17 protein-coding genes are annotated in these 17071 nt (G+C 72.8%); 8 read left to right on the top strand and 9 right to left on the bottom strand.

Going from position 1 to position 17071, the window contains the following annotated elements:
- Positions 1 to 2: 2 nt before the first annotated feature.
- Positions 3 to 1055 (bottom strand): iron-siderophore ABC transporter substrate-binding protein, encoded by a 1053-nt coding sequence (locus tag ABZ714_RS19845; RefSeq protein ID WP_358826562.1) that lies wholly within the window; start codon positions 1053 to 1055, stop codon positions 3 to 5.
- 353 nt (positions 1056 to 1408) lie between these two features.
- On the opposite strand from ABZ714_RS19845, the gene ABZ714_RS19840 reads away from it, so the two are divergent.
- Positions 1409 to 2221: an SAM-dependent methyltransferase gene (locus tag ABZ714_RS19840; RefSeq protein WP_358826561.1), complete on the top strand. Its 813-nt coding sequence runs from the start codon at positions 1409 to 1411 to the stop codon at positions 2219 to 2221.
- Positions 2222 to 2323: 102 nt separating this feature from the next.
- On the opposite strand, the gene ABZ714_RS19835 is transcribed toward ABZ714_RS19840, so the two are convergent.
- Together ABZ714_RS19835 and ABZ714_RS19830 are read right to left on the bottom strand one after the other, a co-directional pair.
- On the bottom strand, positions 2324 to 3235 hold the full coding sequence (locus ABZ714_RS19835; RefSeq protein ID WP_358826560.1) for a helix-turn-helix transcriptional regulator: 912 nt from the start codon (positions 3233 to 3235) through the stop codon (positions 2324 to 2326).
- 217 nt (positions 3236 to 3452) lie between these two features.
- Positions 3453 to 3689 carry a DUF397 domain-containing protein gene (locus tag ABZ714_RS19830; RefSeq protein WP_358826559.1) on the bottom strand — a complete coding sequence of 79 codons (237 nt, stop codon included), beginning with the start codon at positions 3687 to 3689 and terminating at the stop codon, positions 3453 to 3455.
- A gap of 169 nt (positions 3690 to 3858) precedes the next feature.
- Here ABZ714_RS19830 and ABZ714_RS19825 point away from each other — a divergent pair, with 169 nt between their 5' ends.
- Positions 3859 to 4422: an ATP-binding protein gene (locus tag ABZ714_RS19825; RefSeq protein ID WP_358826558.1), complete on the top strand. Its 564-nt coding sequence runs from the start codon at positions 3859 to 3861 to the stop codon at positions 4420 to 4422.
- Here the strand turns inward: ABZ714_RS19825 and ABZ714_RS19820 are convergent.
- On the bottom strand, positions 4391 to 5281 hold the full coding sequence (locus tag ABZ714_RS19820; RefSeq protein ID WP_358826557.1) for a PP2C family protein-serine/threonine phosphatase: 891 nt from the start codon (positions 5279 to 5281) through the stop codon (positions 4391 to 4393). The two genes, ABZ714_RS19825 and ABZ714_RS19820, sit on opposite strands and share 32 nt — an antisense overlap.
- A gap of 143 nt (positions 5282 to 5424) precedes the next feature.
- Here ABZ714_RS19820 and ABZ714_RS19815 point away from each other — a divergent pair, with 143 nt between their 5' ends.
- Positions 5425 to 6768: a serine hydrolase domain-containing protein gene (locus tag ABZ714_RS19815; RefSeq protein ID WP_358826556.1), complete on the top strand. Its 1344-nt coding sequence runs from the start codon at positions 5425 to 5427 to the stop codon at positions 6766 to 6768.
- Between the two features lie 172 nt (positions 6769 to 6940).
- The gene (locus tag ABZ714_RS19810; RefSeq protein WP_358826555.1) at positions 6941 to 8065 is read left to right on the top strand and encodes an amidohydrolase family protein; all 1125 of its coding nucleotides are present in this window, start codon (positions 6941 to 6943) and stop codon (positions 8063 to 8065) included.
- A 96-nt stretch (positions 8066 to 8161) separates the two neighbouring features.
- Here the strand turns inward: ABZ714_RS19810 and ABZ714_RS19805 are convergent, their stop codons facing one another.
- On the bottom strand, positions 8162 to 9502 hold the full coding sequence (locus ABZ714_RS19805; protein ID WP_358826603.1) for a tetratricopeptide repeat protein: 1341 nt from the start codon (positions 9500 to 9502) through the stop codon (positions 8162 to 8164).
- Positions 9503 to 9654: 152 nt separating this feature from the next.
- On the opposite strand from ABZ714_RS19805, the gene ABZ714_RS19800 reads away from it, so the two are divergent.
- From ABZ714_RS19800 to ABZ714_RS19790, 3 genes are all read left to right on the top strand, one after another.
- Positions 9655 to 11010, top strand: a complete 1356-nt coding sequence (locus tag ABZ714_RS19800) for a M64 family metallopeptidase (protein WP_358826554.1) — start codon at positions 9655 to 9657, stop codon at positions 11008 to 11010.
- Between the two features lie 266 nt (positions 11011 to 11276).
- Positions 11277 to 11618 carry a hypothetical protein gene (locus tag ABZ714_RS19795; protein ID WP_358826553.1) on the top strand — a complete coding sequence of 114 codons (342 nt, stop codon included), beginning with the start codon at positions 11277 to 11279 and terminating at the stop codon, positions 11616 to 11618.
- Between the two features lie 164 nt (positions 11619 to 11782).
- The gene (locus ABZ714_RS19790) at positions 11783 to 12769 is read left to right on the top strand and encodes an aldo/keto reductase (protein WP_358826602.1); all 987 of its coding nucleotides are present in this window, start codon (positions 11783 to 11785) and stop codon (positions 12767 to 12769) included.
- Between the two features lie 66 nt (positions 12770 to 12835).
- On the opposite strand, the gene ABZ714_RS19785 is transcribed toward ABZ714_RS19790, so the two are convergent.
- From ABZ714_RS19785 to ABZ714_RS19775, 3 genes are all read right to left on the bottom strand, one after another.
- Positions 12836 to 13057, bottom strand: a complete 222-nt coding sequence (locus tag ABZ714_RS19785) for a hypothetical protein (RefSeq protein WP_358826552.1) — start codon at positions 13055 to 13057, stop codon at positions 12836 to 12838.
- Positions 13058 to 13277: 220 nt separating this feature from the next.
- Complete coding sequence (locus ABZ714_RS19780) at positions 13278 to 14492, bottom strand: Cmx/CmrA family chloramphenicol efflux MFS transporter (RefSeq protein ID WP_358826551.1); 1215 nt, start codon at positions 14490 to 14492, stop codon at positions 13278 to 13280.
- Positions 14493 to 15115: 623 nt separating this feature from the next.
- The gene (locus ABZ714_RS19775; protein ID WP_358826550.1) at positions 15116 to 15547 is read right to left on the bottom strand and encodes a nuclear transport factor 2 family protein; all 432 of its coding nucleotides are present in this window, start codon (positions 15545 to 15547) and stop codon (positions 15116 to 15118) included.
- A gap of 147 nt (positions 15548 to 15694) precedes the next feature.
- Here ABZ714_RS19775 and ABZ714_RS19770 point away from each other — a divergent pair, with 147 nt between their 5' ends.
- Complete coding sequence (locus tag ABZ714_RS19770; protein ID WP_358826549.1) at positions 15695 to 16372, top strand: methyltransferase domain-containing protein; 678 nt, start codon at positions 15695 to 15697, stop codon at positions 16370 to 16372.
- Positions 16373 to 16405: 33 nt separating this feature from the next.
- Here the strand turns inward: ABZ714_RS19770 and ABZ714_RS19765 are convergent, their stop codons facing one another.
- The gene (locus ABZ714_RS19765) at positions 16406 to 16924 is read right to left on the bottom strand and encodes an SMI1/KNR4 family protein (RefSeq protein ID WP_358826548.1); all 519 of its coding nucleotides are present in this window, start codon (positions 16922 to 16924) and stop codon (positions 16406 to 16408) included.
- Positions 16925 to 17071 lie beyond the last annotated feature (147 nt).

Here is a 17071-nt window from a genome sequence, read left to right as displayed (position 1 = left end):
CCCTACTTCTTCGCGGCGGCGACGGCCTTGTCGATCAGCGGCAGATACCGGTCGATCGTCCAGGGCACGGTCAGCGGGTTGATGATGGAGGAAGCCGTCACGAAGGAGTTGTTGTCACCGACGACGACGGCGCCCTTCTTGACCGCGGGGATACCCGCGTACAGCGGCTGCTTCTCGATCTCCTGGCGGTTCTTCTCGTCCGTGTAGAAGGTGAAGAGCAGATCGCTGTCCTTCAGCTTGCCCGCGTTCTCCAGACCGATCAGCGCCGAGTCGGTGCCCTTGGTCTCCGGGAACTGGTTCACCACCGGGTCGACGGTCAGACCGAGCGACGAGACCATCTTGACCCGCTGCTCCTCCGGCTTGAACACACCGAGGGTGCCGGGGCCCGTGTTGTAGACGTACGAGAACTTCAGGTCCTTGTACTGGGGACGGGTGGCCGCCGCGTCGGCGAGCTGCTTCTCGATCGTCGAGATCAGCTTCTTCGACTCCCCGGGCTTGCCCATCGCCTTGGAGATGATCTCGATCTGCTGGTCCCAGTTCGTGCTCCACGGCAGGTCCGGATAGGCGACCGTGGGCGCGATGTCCTTGAGGACGTCGTACTGCTTCTGCGTGATACCCGACCAGGGGGCCAGGATCAGGTCCGGGTCCAGCTCCAGGATCGCCTCGGTGTCCAGCTCCTCGCCGCCCGTGAACTGCTTGGGCAGCTTGTCGCCCTTCTTGGTCACGGCCTCGTGGATCCAGGGGAGGTAGCCGGTCTTGTCGCTGCCCCACGGGTAGCCCTCGATGCCGACCGGGGTGGTGCCGAGGGCGATCGCGGTCTCCGCCGAACCCTGGCCGAGGGTGACGATCCGCTTCGGCTCCTTCTTGATCTCCGCCGTGCCGAGCGCGCTCTTGATCGAGACGGGGAACGCGCCGCCGCCCTTCTCCGAGGAAGCGGCGGAGTCCTTCTTCTCGCCGTCGCTGTCCTTCGAGCAACCGCCGACGGTGAGGACGACGGCGGCGGCCGTGGCCGCGGCGGCGAGCGCGCGGCGGCGCACGCGGATGAACCCGAGCATGGATGTTCCTCAAAGTGTTGGCTGTGGAGCGTGAAGCGCGAACGGCGCCGGTCCGACAGGAGGCGTGTTCGAGTTAGGCAAGCCTAAGCTAAGGCTGTCTTGATGTTCAACTCTGGCCGAAAATCGTCGCCGCCACTCCGTCGGCGGACGGCTCGGCCGACCCGGTCCGCGACCCCGTCTCCCCGGCCCCGTACGGGTTCCGCGCAGGTCCCGTACGGGCTCCGGTCCGGCTTCGCGCCGACCGTGCGGGGGAGGGCCCCGGCCGGGTGGATCATTCGACCGCGCGGCCCCCGCCCGGTCCCTACGATGGTCGCCGACCGCTCATGCTCTCGACGGACGCGGGTGAGTTCTGAATGCAGACCACGTCGTGGCGGCCGGACGCCATCGACACCACGGTGCCGAGCGTGGCCCGGATGTACGACTACTACCTGGGAGGCAGCGACAACTACGAGGCGGACCGGATCGCCAGTGAGGAGTTGCTGAAGCAGGTGCCGAGTACCCGGGTGCTCGCGGTCAACAACCGGCACTTCCTCCGCCGGGTGGTGAAGGTCCTCGCCCGCGACTACGGCGTACGCCAGTTCGTCGACCACGGCTCGGGGCTCCCCACCCAGGACAACGTCCACCAGATCGCCCAGGCCGTCGACCCCGCGAGCCGGGTCGTCTATGTCGACAACGACCCCATTGTCCTCGCGCACGGCCGCGCCCTGCTCGACGAGAACGAGTACACCGCCGTCATCCAGGCGGATATGCGGGACACCGAGGGGATCCTCGGCCACGAGGAGACCCGGCGGCTGATCGACTTCGACCGGCCCGTCGCCGCCCTCTTCGTCTCCGTACTGCACTGCCTGCCGGACCGCAGCGACCCGGCCGCCCTGCTGCGGCGGGTCGCGCGGCGCCTGGCGCCCGGCAGCTTCCTCGTCGTCTGCCAACTGGTCAGCGACCGGCCCGAGATCCGCGGGTTCGTCACCGACTTCATGGCCGACATCACCGACGGCTCCTGGGGCCGGGTCCGTGAGGCGCACGAGGTCCGGGCCTTCCTCGACGGCTACGAGATCCTCGAACCCGGTCTGGTCGAGGTCTCCACCTGGCGCCCCGACAACGAGCTGGCCCCGGTCCAGCAGAGCGACGAATGGATCGAATGGGGCGGGGTCGCCCGGATCCCCTGACCGCCGACCCGCCGACTCCGTCCGACTGCCGACTGCCTACCGGCCGCCGTCCGGGCCCGTCACCGCGTCCGGACGGCGGACCCGGCAGCGGTCGGCGGCCGCTCAGCGCGCGCCGAGTACGTCGAGCTGTCGGCGCAGTACCCGCGCGGACTCCACCGGGGTCAGCGCGCACGCCCCCAGCCGGTCCAGCATGGTCCGGTACTCCTCGACGACCTTCGGCTTCTGGCTGAAGGTCGAGTCGGTCAGATGCTCGATGTACACCGCGTCCTTCAGATCGCTCAGCGCGAACCGGAGAAACGTCACCCCGGTCCCGATCCCGATCGTCGCCGACACGTCCAGCGGCGCGATCTGGAGGGTGATCCGGGGCCGCTCCATCAGCGCCAGCAGGTGTTCCAGCTGATCCCGCATCACCGCGGGCCCGCCCACGGTCCGCAGCAGGACCGACTCGTCCACGATCGCCCACAGCCGGGGCGCGTCCGGCAGTTCGAGCTGCCGCTGCCGCTCCTGCCGCAACTCCACCCGGCGAGCCGTCTCCCGGGCCGGGCGACGGCCGGGCCCCGCCTTGATCACGGCCTGGGTGTACGCGGGGGTCTGCAGCAGCCCCGGGACGTAGAAGGGCTCGTACGTCCGGATCCGCTCGGCCGCGCCCTCCAGGGCGACCAGCGGGGTGAAGAAGTCCGAGAGCACGTCGCTGAACGAGCGCCACCAGTCCGGCCGGTGCGACTGCTCCACGAGCCGGATGAACTCCCCGACCCGATCCTCGCCCTCGACCTCGTACAACCGGAGCAGTGCCAGGGCGTCCGCCCGCTTGCAGCCGTGCCGGCCCAGTTCGATCCGGCTGGTCTTCGACCGGGAGAAACCGAGCCGGGCGTCCACGTCGGCCGGGTCGAACCCGGCGGCGAGCCGCAGTTCGCGCAGTTTCCCGCCGAGGATCAGCTTGAGTGCCGTGGAGTTCTTCTCGACCGTGCCCAGGGGCCTGAGGAACCACGACTCGTGCGGATCTGCTGATGCCATGGGGTGCTCCTGCGGCGCGGGAAAGTCCTGAACGGTGGAGAAGGGTGGCGAAGGGGGGATAAAGGGGGTCGGAACGGCGGTGGCGGAAAAGGAAAACGGCGAATGGGTGTCGTGCGGCGACCGGGAATCCGGTGGCCGGACGCGAAGGAAAGAATCCCAGTATCCACCATCACCGCCCGCCCGGGCAGGGCCCCCGCAACTCCCGCCCGGGTTCCGCTCAGCCGATGATCGCGTCGAACTCGCCGTCCCGGGCCCCGGCCACGAACGCGGCCAACTCGTCCCGGGTGTAGATCAACGCGGGTCCGTGGGGGTCGCGGGAGTTGCGGACCGCGACCGCGCCCCCGGGGAGAACGGCCAGTTCCACGCAGTTGCCCGTGGCGTTGCTATGGCTGCTCTTCGTCCAGGTGACCGAGGGCAGCGCGTCCGTCCGCATGCCGTTGAAGATCCGTTCCACTGCAAGAGCCCCTCTTCGTACGGGTGTTCTGTCGTCCCACTCTCCAATGCGGGGAATCCTGGATGCAATCCCATCTGCAATTGCATTCGAGGGTATGGCCCGGACATACTCGTCCCCCGAATCGCTGTTGACACCAAGTCGACGAACCGTGTTCAGGGGGACATGAGCCGTGCCGAACCAGCCGCCCGTACCGGTCGGGGGAGGGGAAGCGGGCCCGGTACGCCCGCGCCGCCCGCGCCACCCCACCGGGGACCCCGGCCCCCGTCTCGCGGGATTCGCCGCCTGCGGCCTCGACGGAAAGCCCCCGAACGCCGCCCAGGCCCGCCGCTTCGTCGCCGCCACCCTCGGCGACTGGTCCCTGGACGCCCTGATCCCCGAGGCCCAGCTGATCGTCGGTGAACTCGTCGGCAACGCCGTCCGGCACGCCGTCGATCCCGGCTCGCCCGCGGACGGCGAGTACCCGGTCTGGCTCGGGGTCTTCCTCCGCTCCACCGAACTGGTCTGCGCGGTCGCCGACCCCAGCTCCCGTCCGCCCCGCCCCGCGTCCGCGGGCCGCCCCGGCCCCGGCAGCGGACTCGCCCTGATCGCCGAGGTCAGCGCCGACTGGTCGTGGGAACCGACACCACCCCGCGGCAAGACGGTCTGGGCATCCCTTGCCCTCGCTCCCGCCGCTCCGGGTCGCGTCCGGCCGGCTACCGCGGTCAGGACACCACCGGCAGTACCGCCACGGTGACATTGTCCTGACCGCCCGCGTCGAGCGCGTACCGCACCAGTTCCCTTGCCTCGCCCAATGGCGTCCCCGCCTGCCGGACCCGCGGCAGGCGCGCCGCCGCCAGCCGGGGCGAGTGGCGCCACAACCCGTCCGTGCACAGCACCAGCCGCCCCGCCTCCCGTACCCGCCGCCCCACCACTTCCGGCTCGACCGCCGGGGCGTCCGCCCCCAGCCAGGCCGTCAGCGCCTCGTGCCGTCCGCTGTCGTCCCGGGTCAGCGCCACGACCGGACCCGTGCCGGGAACCCAGTAGGCCCTGCTGTCACCGACGGAGGCGGCGAAGAGCCCCTCGGGCCCCACGGCCCCGACGACACAGGTGGTGGCCGGGGCGGCGCCGGGACCGCCCGCCAGGGCCGTCACCGCACGGCCCGCCCGCAGCAGCGCCGCCCGCAGCGCGAACTCCGGCAGCTCGCCGCCCGTCAGCCGGCGTACCAGCACGGCGACGGCGGTATCGGCGGCCAGGCGGGCGGCGCGTTCCGCGTGCGGCGCCATCGACACCCCGTCGGCCACGACCCCCACGGTCCACTCCCCGGCCGCCCCCGCCGTCGCCAGCGCCAGGGCGTCGGCGTTGATCTCCCGCCGGAGCCCCCGGTCGCCGACGCCCGCCGCACCCGATGCCGTGGTGACCTCCAGCCGGGCGCGGAACGCCGGCCGGGCGTGACCGCAGTCCCAGCAGTGGCCGTCCGGGGCGACGGTGCCGCCGCAGGACGGACACGATCCCCCGGAGGAGGCGGAGGAGGCGGAGGAGGCGGAGGAGGCGGAGGAGGCGGAGGAGGCGGACGGGGGCGGGGAGTCGGCCGGAGGCTGCGGAGGAGGAGTCATCGACGGGACATGATGCCCGGCGGAGGCCCCGGCCGCCCGGTGTTTTCCCCGGTGCGCCGGGCCCTCGCCGCCCCGCCGTGCGGGCTCACCCGAACGGGCCTAAATTTGGGGGAAGCCGTCCCCCTTTCGGCAGGAGGGCCGTCGTGCACCGCTCGTCCTTGCGATTCCGTACCGCCTGTGTCACCGCTGTCGCGGCCGGACTGCTGGCCGTACCCGCGTCCACCGGACTCGCCAACGCGGCGCCCGGGCCCGCGGCCGTCTCCACGGCCTTCGCCCCGGCCCCGTACGCGACCACACCACCGCCGTCCCCCGACGGCTTCCCGGTCCTCGACGCGTCGGTCGCCGAGCAGCTCGACGACGCGATCGGCGACGTACTGCGCGAGACATCGGTACCCGGTGTCACGGTCGGCCTCTGGGCGCCGGGCAAGGGCAGTTACGTCCGCTCCTTCGGCATCGCCGACAAGGCCGACAGCACCCCCATGGAGCCCGACCTGTTCACCCGGATCGGCAGCCTGACGAAGACGTTCACCGTCACCGCCCTGCTGGAACTCGTCGACCGGGGCGACGTCGGACTCGACGACCCGATCGGGAAGTACGTCGACGGGGTCCCCAACGGCGGCATCATCACCCTCCGCCAGCTCGCGGGCATGCGCAGCGGCCTCTTCAACTACTCCATGGACGACGGCTTCTTCAAGGCGCTGACCGCCGACCCGTACCGGCACTTCGGCCCGCAGGAACTGCTCGACTACTCGTTCCGGCATCCGGTGCTGTTCGAGCCCGGGGAGAAGTTCGACTACTCCAACACCAATCTCATCCTGCTCGGCCTGGTGATCGAGAAGGCGGGCGGCCAGCCGCTGAACCGCTTCATCCAGCAGAACGTCCTCGACCCGGCCGGACTGGACGACACCCTCTTCCCCGTCGGCGCGGAGTTCCCCACCCCGCACGCCCACGGGTATACCAACCAGACCGCGACCGGGAAGACCGAGGACGCCACGGACTGGAACCCCTCCTGGGGCTGGGCCGCCGGAGCGATGATCTCGACCCTGGAGGATCTGCGGAGCTGGGCCCACACCCTGGCCACCGGCACCCTGCTGACCCCCGGGACCCAGGACGAGCGGCTGGACTACCAGAGCACCGGAATCGAGGGCACCGGCTACGGCCTCGGCGTCTTCGAAACCGGCGGCTGGGTCGGCCACAACGGATCCCTCCCCGGATACGAGGCCGTCGCCGTCTATCTGCCCGAGGCCCGGGCGACCATGGTGATCACCCTGAACACCGACATCCTCCACGACAACGCCGAACCCTCGACGCTCTTCGCCACCGCGATCACCGAGATCGTCACCCCGGACCATGTCTACGCCCTGCCCAAGACCGGGGACACCGGCTCCTCGTCGTCCCCGGCCGGCGAGTCGCCGTCGAAGTCGCCGTCCGAGTCCGCCCCCGAGCCGCCGTCCGAGTCGCCCGAGTCGCCGTCCCCGACGGACTGACCCGGCCGCCGCCACAGGGCCCGAGCGTCCGCGGCCGTACGAAACCCCACCGGCCCCGGGTCACCCGCCCGGCCGCCCGGACCGCTCCGTCCGCACCCGCATTCGAGCGATCCCGCCCCCGGCACCGGCGTGTGCCGGGGCCCGGCACCCGGCCCCGCCCCACAGTACGGACATGCCATACGAGACCCCGGCCGTGGGCCGCCGCAGACTGCTCCTGATGGCGCCCGCCGCCGCGGCCGCCGCGACCACCGCCGACCCCGCCGGGGCCGCCCCGCGACACACCACCGGATCCCCCGGCCACCCCGGCGCCGACGCCCGCGCCGCCCGGATCGACGTACACCACCACTACACGGCCCCCGCCTGGCTCGCCTGGGCCGAACGCGCCGGACTGGTGGACCCCGCCCAACTGCCCTGGTGGACCCGGTGGGACCTCGATACGACCCTCGCCCTGATGGACCGCGCGGGCATCGCCAAGGCCGTCGTCAGCCCCGCGATGCCGGTCCGCGGCTTCACCTCCCCGGCCCAGCGCCGGGAGAGCGTCGCCGTCGCCCTCGACGCCGCCGCCGAACTCACCGCCGCCCACCCCGACCGGTTCGCCTTCTTCACCCCGGTCTTCCCCGACGACCCGGAGACCTCCCGCTGGTCCATCGCCCGCGGCCTCGACGAACTCGGCGCCGTCGGCGTCCAGACCCGCGCCAACACCCGCGGCGTCTATCTCGGCGACCCCTCCCACGACCGGCTCCTCGCCGAACTGGACGAACGCTCGGCCGTGATCAACACCCATCCGCACGAACTCCCCGGCACCGACCCCGCCAGGCCCGCCGTCCCCGGCATCCCCGCCTTCTACTGCGACTTCCCCCTCGACACCACCCGCGCCGCCGTCAACCTCGTCCTCAACGGCACACTCGACCGCTACCCCCGGCTCTCCTTCGTCCTCCCGCACGGCGGCGGTTTCCTCCCCTTCATCGCCACACGCATGGAGGCCTTCGCCCACTTCCTCACCCCGAAGACCGACGCCGCCCGGGTCCGCGACTATCTGCACCGCTTCTACTACGACACCGCGGCACCTCTCGGCGAACCCGCCGCATCCGCCCTGCTCGCCGTCGCCGACCCCACCCGGATCCTCTACGGCAGCGACTGGCCCGCCAGCCCGGCCGCCACCATCACCGACATCGCCGGACCGGCACTCGACCGGGACAGCGGACTCACCCTCCTCCAGCGCCGCCGGATCAACCGCGACAACGCTCTGCGGCTGATGCCCGCCCTCGCCGACCACCCCCGTACCCCCGGCCGCTGAAACCCCGCCGGGCCGGCTCCTCGCCCGCCGCCCGGCCGCCCGGCGGCGGCCACGGCGTCCCCGCGGCCCGGCGCGGGGCGGGGGCGTCGCGCTCCCTCAAACCTCCGGCCGCGGGGGAGCGGCGGGCGGCGGCCCCAGCGTCGTCGTCCCCGGCGCCGCCCGGTACCCGAGACCCGTACGGTACGCGTCCATCGCCGCCTCCACCCGGCCCGTACGGCGCAGCAGATCCCCCAGCAACCGGCAGAGATCCGCCAGATCGCCACTGGCACCGCTGCGCTCCAGCAGCGCCAGCGCCTTCACATAGTGCTCCTCCGCCGCCTCGACGTCACCGCGTTCCTCCGCGATCAGCCCCAGCAGCCGGTGCGCCCCGCCCGCGTGCACCGCGCCGTGCCGGTCGTCCAGCCGCAGCAGGGTCCCCGCGACCTCCGCCGCCTGCTCGTAACGGCCCATCCGCCGCAGCACATCGGCCAGCTCCACCTCCACCTGCGCGGTGAACAGCGCCGCCCGCCGCGCGCTGAGCATGTCCCTGGCCGTCCGCAACTCCTGCTCCGCCAGGGCCAGTTCCCCGCCCTGCGCATGGACGTAGCCGCGCATCCAGTGGCAGTGCGCCAGATCCGTCCCCAGCCGCAACTGCCGGTAGATCGTCTGCGCCTTCGCCAGCGACGCGTCCGCGTCCGCGATCCGGCCCTCGGCGAGAAACGTCCGCGCCACCTGCCGGTGCATCCCCGCCACCAGCGCCGGATCGCTCACCCTCGGCGCCAGCGACAGCGCCAGCTCCGCCGCGTGCGCGGCCCGGGCGTGCGCCCCCATGTCGATATACGGCCCGATGACCGCCGCGTACAGCAGAACCAGCGCCTCCGGATCCGCCAGCCCGCTCTTGCCCAGCTCCTCGATCGCCGACTCCAGCAGATAACAGGCGTACCGCAGCTCCCCGGCGAGCAGATGCGCCACCGCGCGCCCCCGGACCGCGCGGGCCCGCCGCGGCAGCGGCGCGTCGGCCAGCAGCCCCTCCGCCTCCTCGAAACACCCGAGGGCCCGCTCCAGATCACCGGTCTCCAGCGCGCAGTCACCACGCCCCAGCAGCGCCTCGGCCCGCTCCGCCGCCAGCTCCAGCCGCCCGGCCTCCGCCGCCAGCCGCTCGAACAGCTCCGCCGCGTCCACCGCCGAGCCGGTCGCCAGTTCCCGCTGGGCGTCGGTGAGGGCGAGCCTCAGCTCCGTCGCCAGCCGCGCGGGCCGCCCGGTCGTCAGCTCCTCGACCGAGGTGCCCAGCCGTCCGGCCAGAAACCGCAGCGCCGCCTCGGACGGCCTGACCCGCCCCGCCTCGACGGTGGAGATATACGCCGGGGTGTACGAGGGCTCGGCCAACTGACGCTGGGTCAGACCCAATTGTTTACGGAGCCGCTGTACCCGGCGGCCGATCCCGTCCTGGTCGTCCATCGAACCGCCCTGCACGTCGAACCCCCCTGATCGCTCGGACTCCCAGTATCCGTCGTCGGCGACCATTGCGCGGGCCGTCAGCGGAGCCCTAGCTTAAGCGTGCCGATCATCGGATTTAACGCGTTGCTTAATTTCCTCAGGGGAGGGGCCCCATGCCCTCGTTCATCAGACGCGGAGCCATGACGGCGGCCGGAGTGGCCGCCGCCGTCACCGCCGCCCTCGCCATCGCGCCGGGTGGCGCCGTCGCGGCCGACGGACCGACCGTACCCCCGCGGGTGGAAGTGGAGATACCCGGCCCGGAACGGGGCACCGCCGCCGGTTCCGGCCATACCCTCGTACCGGCCGACGGCCGCGACCGCCCGGCCCCCCGGCTCTCGGCCGCCGAGACCGCCGCCGACGGCCGGGTCACCCGGCTCGCCGGTACCGGCTCCACCGACGACCGGCTCGACATCGTCGTCCTCGGCGACGGCTACACCGCCGCCGAACTGCCCCGATTCCACGAAGACGCCCGCAAGATCTGGGAACAGACCGCCGCCGTCGAGCCGTACACCACCTACCGCGGCCTCTTCAACGTCTGGGCCGTCGACGCCGTCTCCAACGAATCGGGTGTCACCGGCGACCCGGACCGGGCCACCGTCCGCGACACCGCCATCGGCTCCTACTTCTGGTGCGCCGACATCGAGCGCCTCCTCTGCGTCGACCAGACCAAGGTCGACCGCTACGCCGCCAAGGCACCCGAGGCCGACCTCGTCGTCGTCCTCGCCAACAGCGCCAAGTACGGCGGCGCCGGCTACAACGAGCCCAGCCAGAGCCTCGGCTACGAGGGCATCGCCACCGCCTCCGCGGGCAACCCGCGGTCCGGGCTCGTCGCCATCCACGAGACCGGGCACTCCCTCGGCAAACTCGCCGACGAGTACTTCTACCCCGGCTACCCCGGCTACGAGCAGTACACCGGCCCCGAACCCGGCGACGTCAACATCTCCACCCTCGGCACCGACGCCATCGCCGCCCAGCGCGTCAAGTGGCACCGCTGGCTGGGCGAGCCGTCTCCCGACGGCGGCACCGTCGGCGCCTACGAAGGCGGCGGCTACTTCGTCAAGGGCCTCAACCGGCCCACCGGCAACTCGATGATGCGCTCGGTCGACAAGCCGTTCAACCTGCCCGGCACCGAGGCGATGATCGCGGGCTTCTACCGCCACGCCGAGCCCGTCACCGCCGTCACCCCCACCGACCGCGTCCTCCGGCTCCGCCACACCGCCGAGGCCGCCCCGGTCGAACTCGCCCCCGCCGACGGCCGGCAGCTGACCGTCCGCTGGTACCTCGACGGCAAGGAACTGCGCCGGTTCGCCGGCCGCGACCAGGTCAGGATCGCCTCACTGATGCCCCGCCTGCTCGATCTGCGCGCCCACCGGCTGACCGTGAGCGTCGAGGACCGTACCCCCTCGGTCCGGGACCCGAAGATCGCCGCCACCATGAAGGCGTCCGTCACCTGGACCGTACGCCTCTGACCGGCGTGCCGGGACCGGTGATCCCCGACCGGTCCCGCTCCGGCCGGACTTCCCCTACCGGCCCTTCCCCACTGGTGTTCCGTTCCGCGCCGCCCGCCGCCCGGGGCGGGACGGAACACCAGTCCATTCCCGGGCACGCATACGCGCCCGTCCCCACCCCCGGGTAGCGCCACGCCCGTTTCCCCTCCCCGGCCCGTCCCGCTTCCGTACCGTGACCCCCAGTGGCAACGCGGCGGAACGCGCCGCGCACACACGGGGAGGACCGCGTGGACAGGGAAACCCGCCGGGAGCTGGCCGCCGAGATCCACACCGAGCGCGAACGGCTGCTGCCGCTGCGCGCCAGGGCGACCCGAACGACGATCGCCCTGGTCAGACAGAACACCGAGCAGCCACCCGAGCTGGTGCCCTACCTCAATCTCGCCTTCCTCCTCGGCGTCCGCCGCACCCAGGGCCCCGACGCCGTCCTCGCCTTCGCCCTCTCCCTCGCCAACTGGGCCGTCGCCACCGTCGACGAGGTGGCCCGCTATACGGGACGCAGCGCCGAGCAGGTCATCGACCAGTACGAGACCGACATCATGGCCGTCCACGCCGAACCCGACGAGGGCTGAGACCCGGACGCGACCCGGGGGCGACTCGGGCGCGACTCGGGCGGCGCTTGACTTCGAGCGCACTCCAGCAGGAAAGCTCCATGACGAGCCCGTGGGAACACCGCACGGGCCGGGGGCCGCGCCCGGTCGCGCCCCCGCAGAGCCCACTGGAAGCGAAGGCCCCCATGGAGTACCGCCAGATCGGCACCGACCCCGCCACCCGCCGCACCGTGAGCGTGCTCAGCCTGGGCGCGATGCTGTTCGGCACCCGCACCGACGAGCAGACCGCGTTCGCCGTCCTCGACCGCTACGTCGAAGCGGGCGGCACCTTCGTCGACACCTCCAACAACTACGCCTACTGGCTCGACGACAGCCAGGGCGGCGCCAGCGAGCGGCTGCTGGGCCGCTGGCGGCGCAGCCGGGGCGTCGGCGACGAGATCACCATCGCCACCAAGCTCGGCGCCCGCCCGCTCGCCCCGGGCACGGGCTGGATCGACAACGGCGAGGGACTCTCCGCCGAGACCATCAGGACCGCCGCGGAACAGAGCCGCGAACGCCTCGGCATGGAGCGGCTGCCCCTCCTCTACGCCCATGTCGACGACCGGGTCACCCCCGTCACCGAGACCGTCGAGGCATTCGCCGCCCTCGTCGCCGAAGGCACCGTCGGACTCCTCGGCGTCAGCAACCACTGGTCGTGGAAGGTCGAACGGGCCCGTGCCGTCGCCGCCGCGAAGGGACTGCCCGGCTACGAGGTCCTCCAGTACAGCCACAGCTATCTCCGCCGCCGCACCGACATGCCCGACGCCGCGTCCCAGGACGGCCCGTTCGGCGTCGTCGCCGGAGACTTCCTCAGCTACCTCCGCGCCGAGCCGGATCTCGCCATGGTCGCCTACAGCCCGCTCCTCGGCGGCGCCTACAGCCGGGACGACCGCCCCTTCGGCACCGATCTGGACCACCCCGGCACCCGGGCCCGGCTCGCCGCCCTCGACGCGGTGGCCGCCGAGACCGGCGCCACCCGCAACCAAGTCGTCCTGTCCTGGCTGATCGGCGGCGAAATCCCGTTCATCCCCCTGGTCGGCGCGTCGTCCGTGGCCCAGCTGAACGAGAGCCTGGCGGCGGTCGACCTCAGCCTCACCCCCGACCAGCGCACCCGCCTCGACACGGCCTTCTGACCCGGGGCGCGGGGGAGTGGGGAGCCGTAGAGGTCGACCACCTGCGGCGCGCGCCCGGCCCCTACCTCACCCGCATACGTCACCCCACCGCACCCAGCCGCCCGGATTCTCGTCGTCCGTACCCAGTACGGTCGTGGACGCGTCCGCCCCGGTCCGCACCCGCGGCACCCGTGGCCCACCGGCATGCTTGTTGTCGTGTACGGCGAGCAGCTCACCGGATCCGCTCCCCGGGTGCACCTCCGCGATACCGCTGATCCCGGAGGTGATACCCGGGCCGTGGCCACCCATCCGCCGCCGGCCGCGGCCGGCCCGGGAGCCGCGCGGGCCACGGCGACGGTGACGGCGACTGCGCACCGGCCGAAGAACTGAAGGCGTGTCATGCGCCGCACCGTGGGACGGCCCCGGACCGCCCGGGCCACGACAGCCCGCCCGGTCCTCCCAACGGCCCCGACCCGTCACCCGCCCCGCGCCGTCGGCGGAGCCGTGCGGGATCACCGGAGCGGTGCCGTCACACCGGACGGCTCTCCGCCGGAGCCGCCCCGCCCCGCCGGGCAGCGACCGCTCGCGCCGTCGCGGCCACCACGAGCGCCAGCGCCACCAGCGACGCGCTCGACCACAGGGCCGACCGGTAGCCCAGCCCGGCACCGATCGCGGCACCCGCGACCCCGGGACCGATCGCGGCGCCCGCGTTCAGCGCCGCCGTGGCGTACGAACCGCCCAGCGTCGGCGCCTCGGGCGCCGCGTACACGGCCAGGGTGATCAGCGTCGACCCGACCGCGAACGACAGCAGCCCCAGGACCAGCACCAGTACCAGCGCCACCGGCCCGTATCCGGCCGACAGGGCGAAGACGGACCAGCCCGCGAGCAGCCCCGCGCCCCCGGGCACCAGCAGCCGCATCGGACGGCGGTCGGCGGTCCGGCCGCTGACGGTGACCCCGGCGAACGAACCGACACCGAACGCCACCAGCACGACCGGCATCCAGTGCTCGGGGAATCCGGCGACATCCGTCATCACCGGCGCCAGATAGGCGAAGGTGGCGAAGGTGGCCGCGTTCGTCAGGGCCGCCACCGCCAGGGTCACCAGCAGCCGGGGCCGCCGCAGCGCACGCAGCTCGCGCCGGGCGCTCGGTCCCCCGGCACCGTCGACGGCGGCCCCCGCCGAGTCCCGCGTCCCCGCCGTCTCCGACGGGACCGACCGGACGATCGCGAGGACCACGGGCAGACAGATCAGCGCCACCGCCCAGAACGCCGCACGCCAGCCCCACAGCTGACCGAGCACCGCGCCCGCGGGCACACCCGCGACGATGGAGAGGGTGATCCCGGAGATCAGGACCGACACGGCCCGCCCCTTGGCATCGGCGGGCACCAGACCCGTCGCGGTGGCCATCCCGACCGCGATGAAGCCCGCGTTGGCCAGCGCGCCGACCACCCGGGTGGCCAGCAGGACCCCGAAGTCCGAGGTCAGCGCGCCCACGACATGTGCGGCGACGAAGACGGCGAGAAAGACCAGCAGCGCCCGCCGCCGGGGCCAGCGCAGACTCAGTACCGCCATCAGCGGCGCGCCCACGATCATTCCCATGGCGAAGGCCGAGGTCAGCGCCCCGGTCGCGGCCACCGACACATCGAGGTCGGCGGCGATACCCGGGGCGAGCCCCGAGAGCATGAACTCGGACGTGCCCTGCGCGAACACGGCGAGCCCCAGCATGTAGACAGCGAATGGCACAGCACACTCCACAACCCGGACCGGGTCGTCGACAGGCCGCGGCACACCGCGCGCGGCCACCCCGGGCCGGAGAGGACGGGGCCGCCATGACGACAACCGTCCGCCGACGCCCACTCGGACGCGCGCGGTGTCACCACGGGAAGGGAACCGGCGACGGCACGGCGGCACCGCCCGTACCCGGGGGCACGGCGACACCCGGACGGCCGTCGTCCGGTGAGAGGGAAACCCGGGACACCGGAAGGAAACCGGGACACCGGGGGAGAGAAGCCCGTGGCGAGGGGCGCTCCGAGGACCGCGCGACCGGGACACCCGCGCACCGTCCCCGAGAAGAGGGGGGCACGGCGGGGTCACACGGCGGGGCGAAAGGCCACCGGAGAGCCGGTGGCTAGAGTCTGGACGCCTCGGGGCTGGACATACGACCCACCCTAGTGACGGTGCTCCGACGCGTCCATCGAATAAGCCTCCGTCCGCTGACGCCGACGCGGCCGGGGCGGCGTGGGGGAGTGGGGGAGGGACACCGCGACACCGCGCCGACACGGCGATCACGACCAGCACGACGGAAGGGGGTACGGCCGGAGCCGTACCCCCTTCCCGTCCGCTTCCGGCCGGGCGACCGCACCGGATCAGCGCAGATTGTCTCCCCAGCCGCCCTGGATCATGGTCTGGAACGCCCACTTCCCGCCCTGCCTGACCAGGATGTCGGCATACCGCAGCCGCTGGGTCGCGCCCTGCGCGGTCATGGTCGAGTCGGTGAAGACGACTGCCATGGCGGCGCTCAGGAAGACGGGCGTACGGACCGACTCGAAGCCGATGTCCTCCGAGCCGTCTCCCATGACGTAGGTCATGGTCTCGATGAACTGCCGCCGGTCCCACTGGGCGGTGGCGGCGTCACCGGCTTCGTTGTCACTGACGAGGTTGAGAGGGAAGACCGCCCGGTCGGCCATCGCCTCGACGTCCCGCCGGGCGGCGGCCGCGTCGTAATCGGCGAACCAGGCGTCGATCGAGGCGAGGTCGTCCGCGGTCGGGGTGTATCCGGCGTCGGGCAGCTGGGCCACGTGAGCTCCTCACAGTGCTGTTCAAACTTGACTACGTCACTCTAGCCGCCCGTTCTCGTTCTAGTCAAACTTGATTAAGTAGGGGGTGCGACGGTGTCGACCCCGGTCCGCGTTTCGACCGCGGACCCCGTGGGGACGGGGACCCACATGGCCACCACCCCTGCCCCCGGTTCCCCCGCCGACCCCGCCGGTCTCTCCGCCGACGGCCCCCGCGATCCCGCCACCGCGTTCGACGCGATCGGAGCCTCCTACGAGGACGCCTTCGCCGAGACCCCCGGCCGCCGCGCCTCCCTCGACCAGCTGCTGACCCGGCTCGCCCCCGGCAGCCGTGTCCTCGACGTCGGCAGCGGAACCGGCCGCCCCACCGCCGAGGCCCTGGCCGGGGCCGGTCACCGCGTCACCGGAGTCGACGTCTCGCCGGTGATGACGGAGCTCGCGGCCCGCCGGGTCCCCGGCGCCGACTTCGTCCGAGCCGACATCCGCGAACTCGACCTCCCCGAGGGCACGTACGACGCCGTCTGCGTCTACTTCGCCCTGCTCCAGATGGACCGCGCCGAACAGGCCCGGCTGCTCACCCGGCTCGTCCGCGCCCTCGTCCCCGGCGGCCATCTCGCCGTCGCCACCGTCGCCCTGGACGTGGAAGACCTCGACGTCGTCTTCCTGGACCAGCCGATCCGGGTCACCAGCTTCGGCGCGGCACCCTTCAAGGACGTCGTCGGCGCGGCGGGCACGACCGTCCTGTGGGAACACACCGACGTCTTCACCCCGCCCCGGCCCGGCGCCACCACCGAGGAACATCTCTTCCTGGTCTGCCGCCGCGACTGAACCGGCCCCCCGGCCCCGGCGCGGCGGCGGCCCTCAGCGGCAGAGCGCCAGTACGTCGTCGGCGAAGGACGGGAACTCCGCCCGCGCGCCCGCGATCACCTCGACCGCCCCGCGCCGGGCCGTCGTCGCGAACCGCCCCGCCGGCCCGGCCGGCCCCGCGTCGGCCCGGACGCCGGGATCGTCGTACGACACCGCCTCCACCGGTCCCACACCGTCCGCGAGCACCCACAGGAAATCGGAGAGGCACCCCGCCACCACACCGCACTCGCCCTCCGACCCCAGAAACACCACGGGCTGCTCGACCAGGACCCGGCCCGGCCGTCTCAGCCACAGCGCGGCCTGCCCGCCCGTGCCGTCCCGGCCGAAGACCCGGAATGCGGCGCCGTCCGCATCGTCGTTCCCGGTCCAGTCCCGCAACCACTCGGTGGTGTACGGCGCCGAGCGGAAGGCGCCGTACATCTCGAAGTCGATGCCGTGCCCGGCGAAATCCACCCCGCCCAGCGCGGCCAGCGCCGCCGGGAAGGAGCGGTCGCCACCCTCGTGTTCCGTCATACCCGCAGGCTAACCGCCGCCACTGACACCACCCGGGGCCCGGCCCTCGGCAACCGGCTGCGGCACACGGACCAGTTGCGGCAAGCACGCCGACGGACCCCAGAGAAGCCCGCAGGCGACGCGGCGGCCGGCCCCGACGCGTCCGAG

This window comes from Streptomyces sp. NPDC006798, assembly GCF_040635975.1.
GTDB lineage: Bacteria > Actinomycetota > Actinomycetes > Streptomycetales > Streptomycetaceae > Streptomyces.
The sequence above is the reverse complement of the archived record's forward strand: the minus strand, read 5'-3'. Positions and strand labels throughout refer to the sequence as shown.

Excerpts from the sequence above, each read along its gene's own strand:
- ABZ714_RS19845 (WP_358826562.1), bottom strand. The coding sequence starts at position 1,055 with ATGCTCGGGTTCATCCGCGTGCGCCGCCGCGCGCTCGCCGCCGCGGCC.
- ABZ714_RS19840 (WP_358826561.1), top strand. The coding sequence starts at position 1,409 with ATGCAGACCACGTCGTGGCGGCCGGACGCCATCGACACCACGGTGCCG.
- ABZ714_RS19835 (WP_358826560.1), bottom strand. The coding sequence starts at position 3,235 with ATGGCATCAGCAGATCCGCACGAGTCGTGGTTCCTCAGGCCCCTGGGC.
- ABZ714_RS19820 (WP_358826557.1), bottom strand. The coding sequence starts at position 5,281 with ATGACTCCTCCTCCGCAGCCTCCGGCCGACTCCCCGCCCCCGTCCGCC.
- ABZ714_RS19810 (WP_358826555.1), top strand. The coding sequence starts at position 6,941 with ATGCCATACGAGACCCCGGCCGTGGGCCGCCGCAGACTGCTCCTGATG.
- ABZ714_RS19805 (WP_358826603.1), bottom strand. The coding sequence starts at position 9,502 with ATGGACGACCAGGACGGGATCGGCCGCCGGGTACAGCGGCTCCGTAAA.
- ABZ714_RS19800 (WP_358826554.1), top strand. The coding sequence starts at position 9,655 with ATGCCCTCGTTCATCAGACGCGGAGCCATGACGGCGGCCGGAGTGGCC.
- ABZ714_RS19790 (WP_358826602.1), top strand. The coding sequence starts at position 11,783 with ATGGAGTACCGCCAGATCGGCACCGACCCCGCCACCCGCCGCACCGTG.
- ABZ714_RS19785 (WP_358826552.1), bottom strand. The coding sequence starts at position 13,057 with ATGGGTGGCCACGGCCCGGGTATCACCTCCGGGATCAGCGGTATCGCG.
- ABZ714_RS19770 (WP_358826549.1), top strand. The coding sequence starts at position 15,695 with ATGGCCACCACCCCTGCCCCCGGTTCCCCCGCCGACCCCGCCGGTCTC.
- ABZ714_RS19765 (WP_358826548.1), bottom strand. The coding sequence starts at position 16,924 with ATGACGGAACACGAGGGTGGCGACCGCTCCTTCCCGGCGGCGCTGGCC.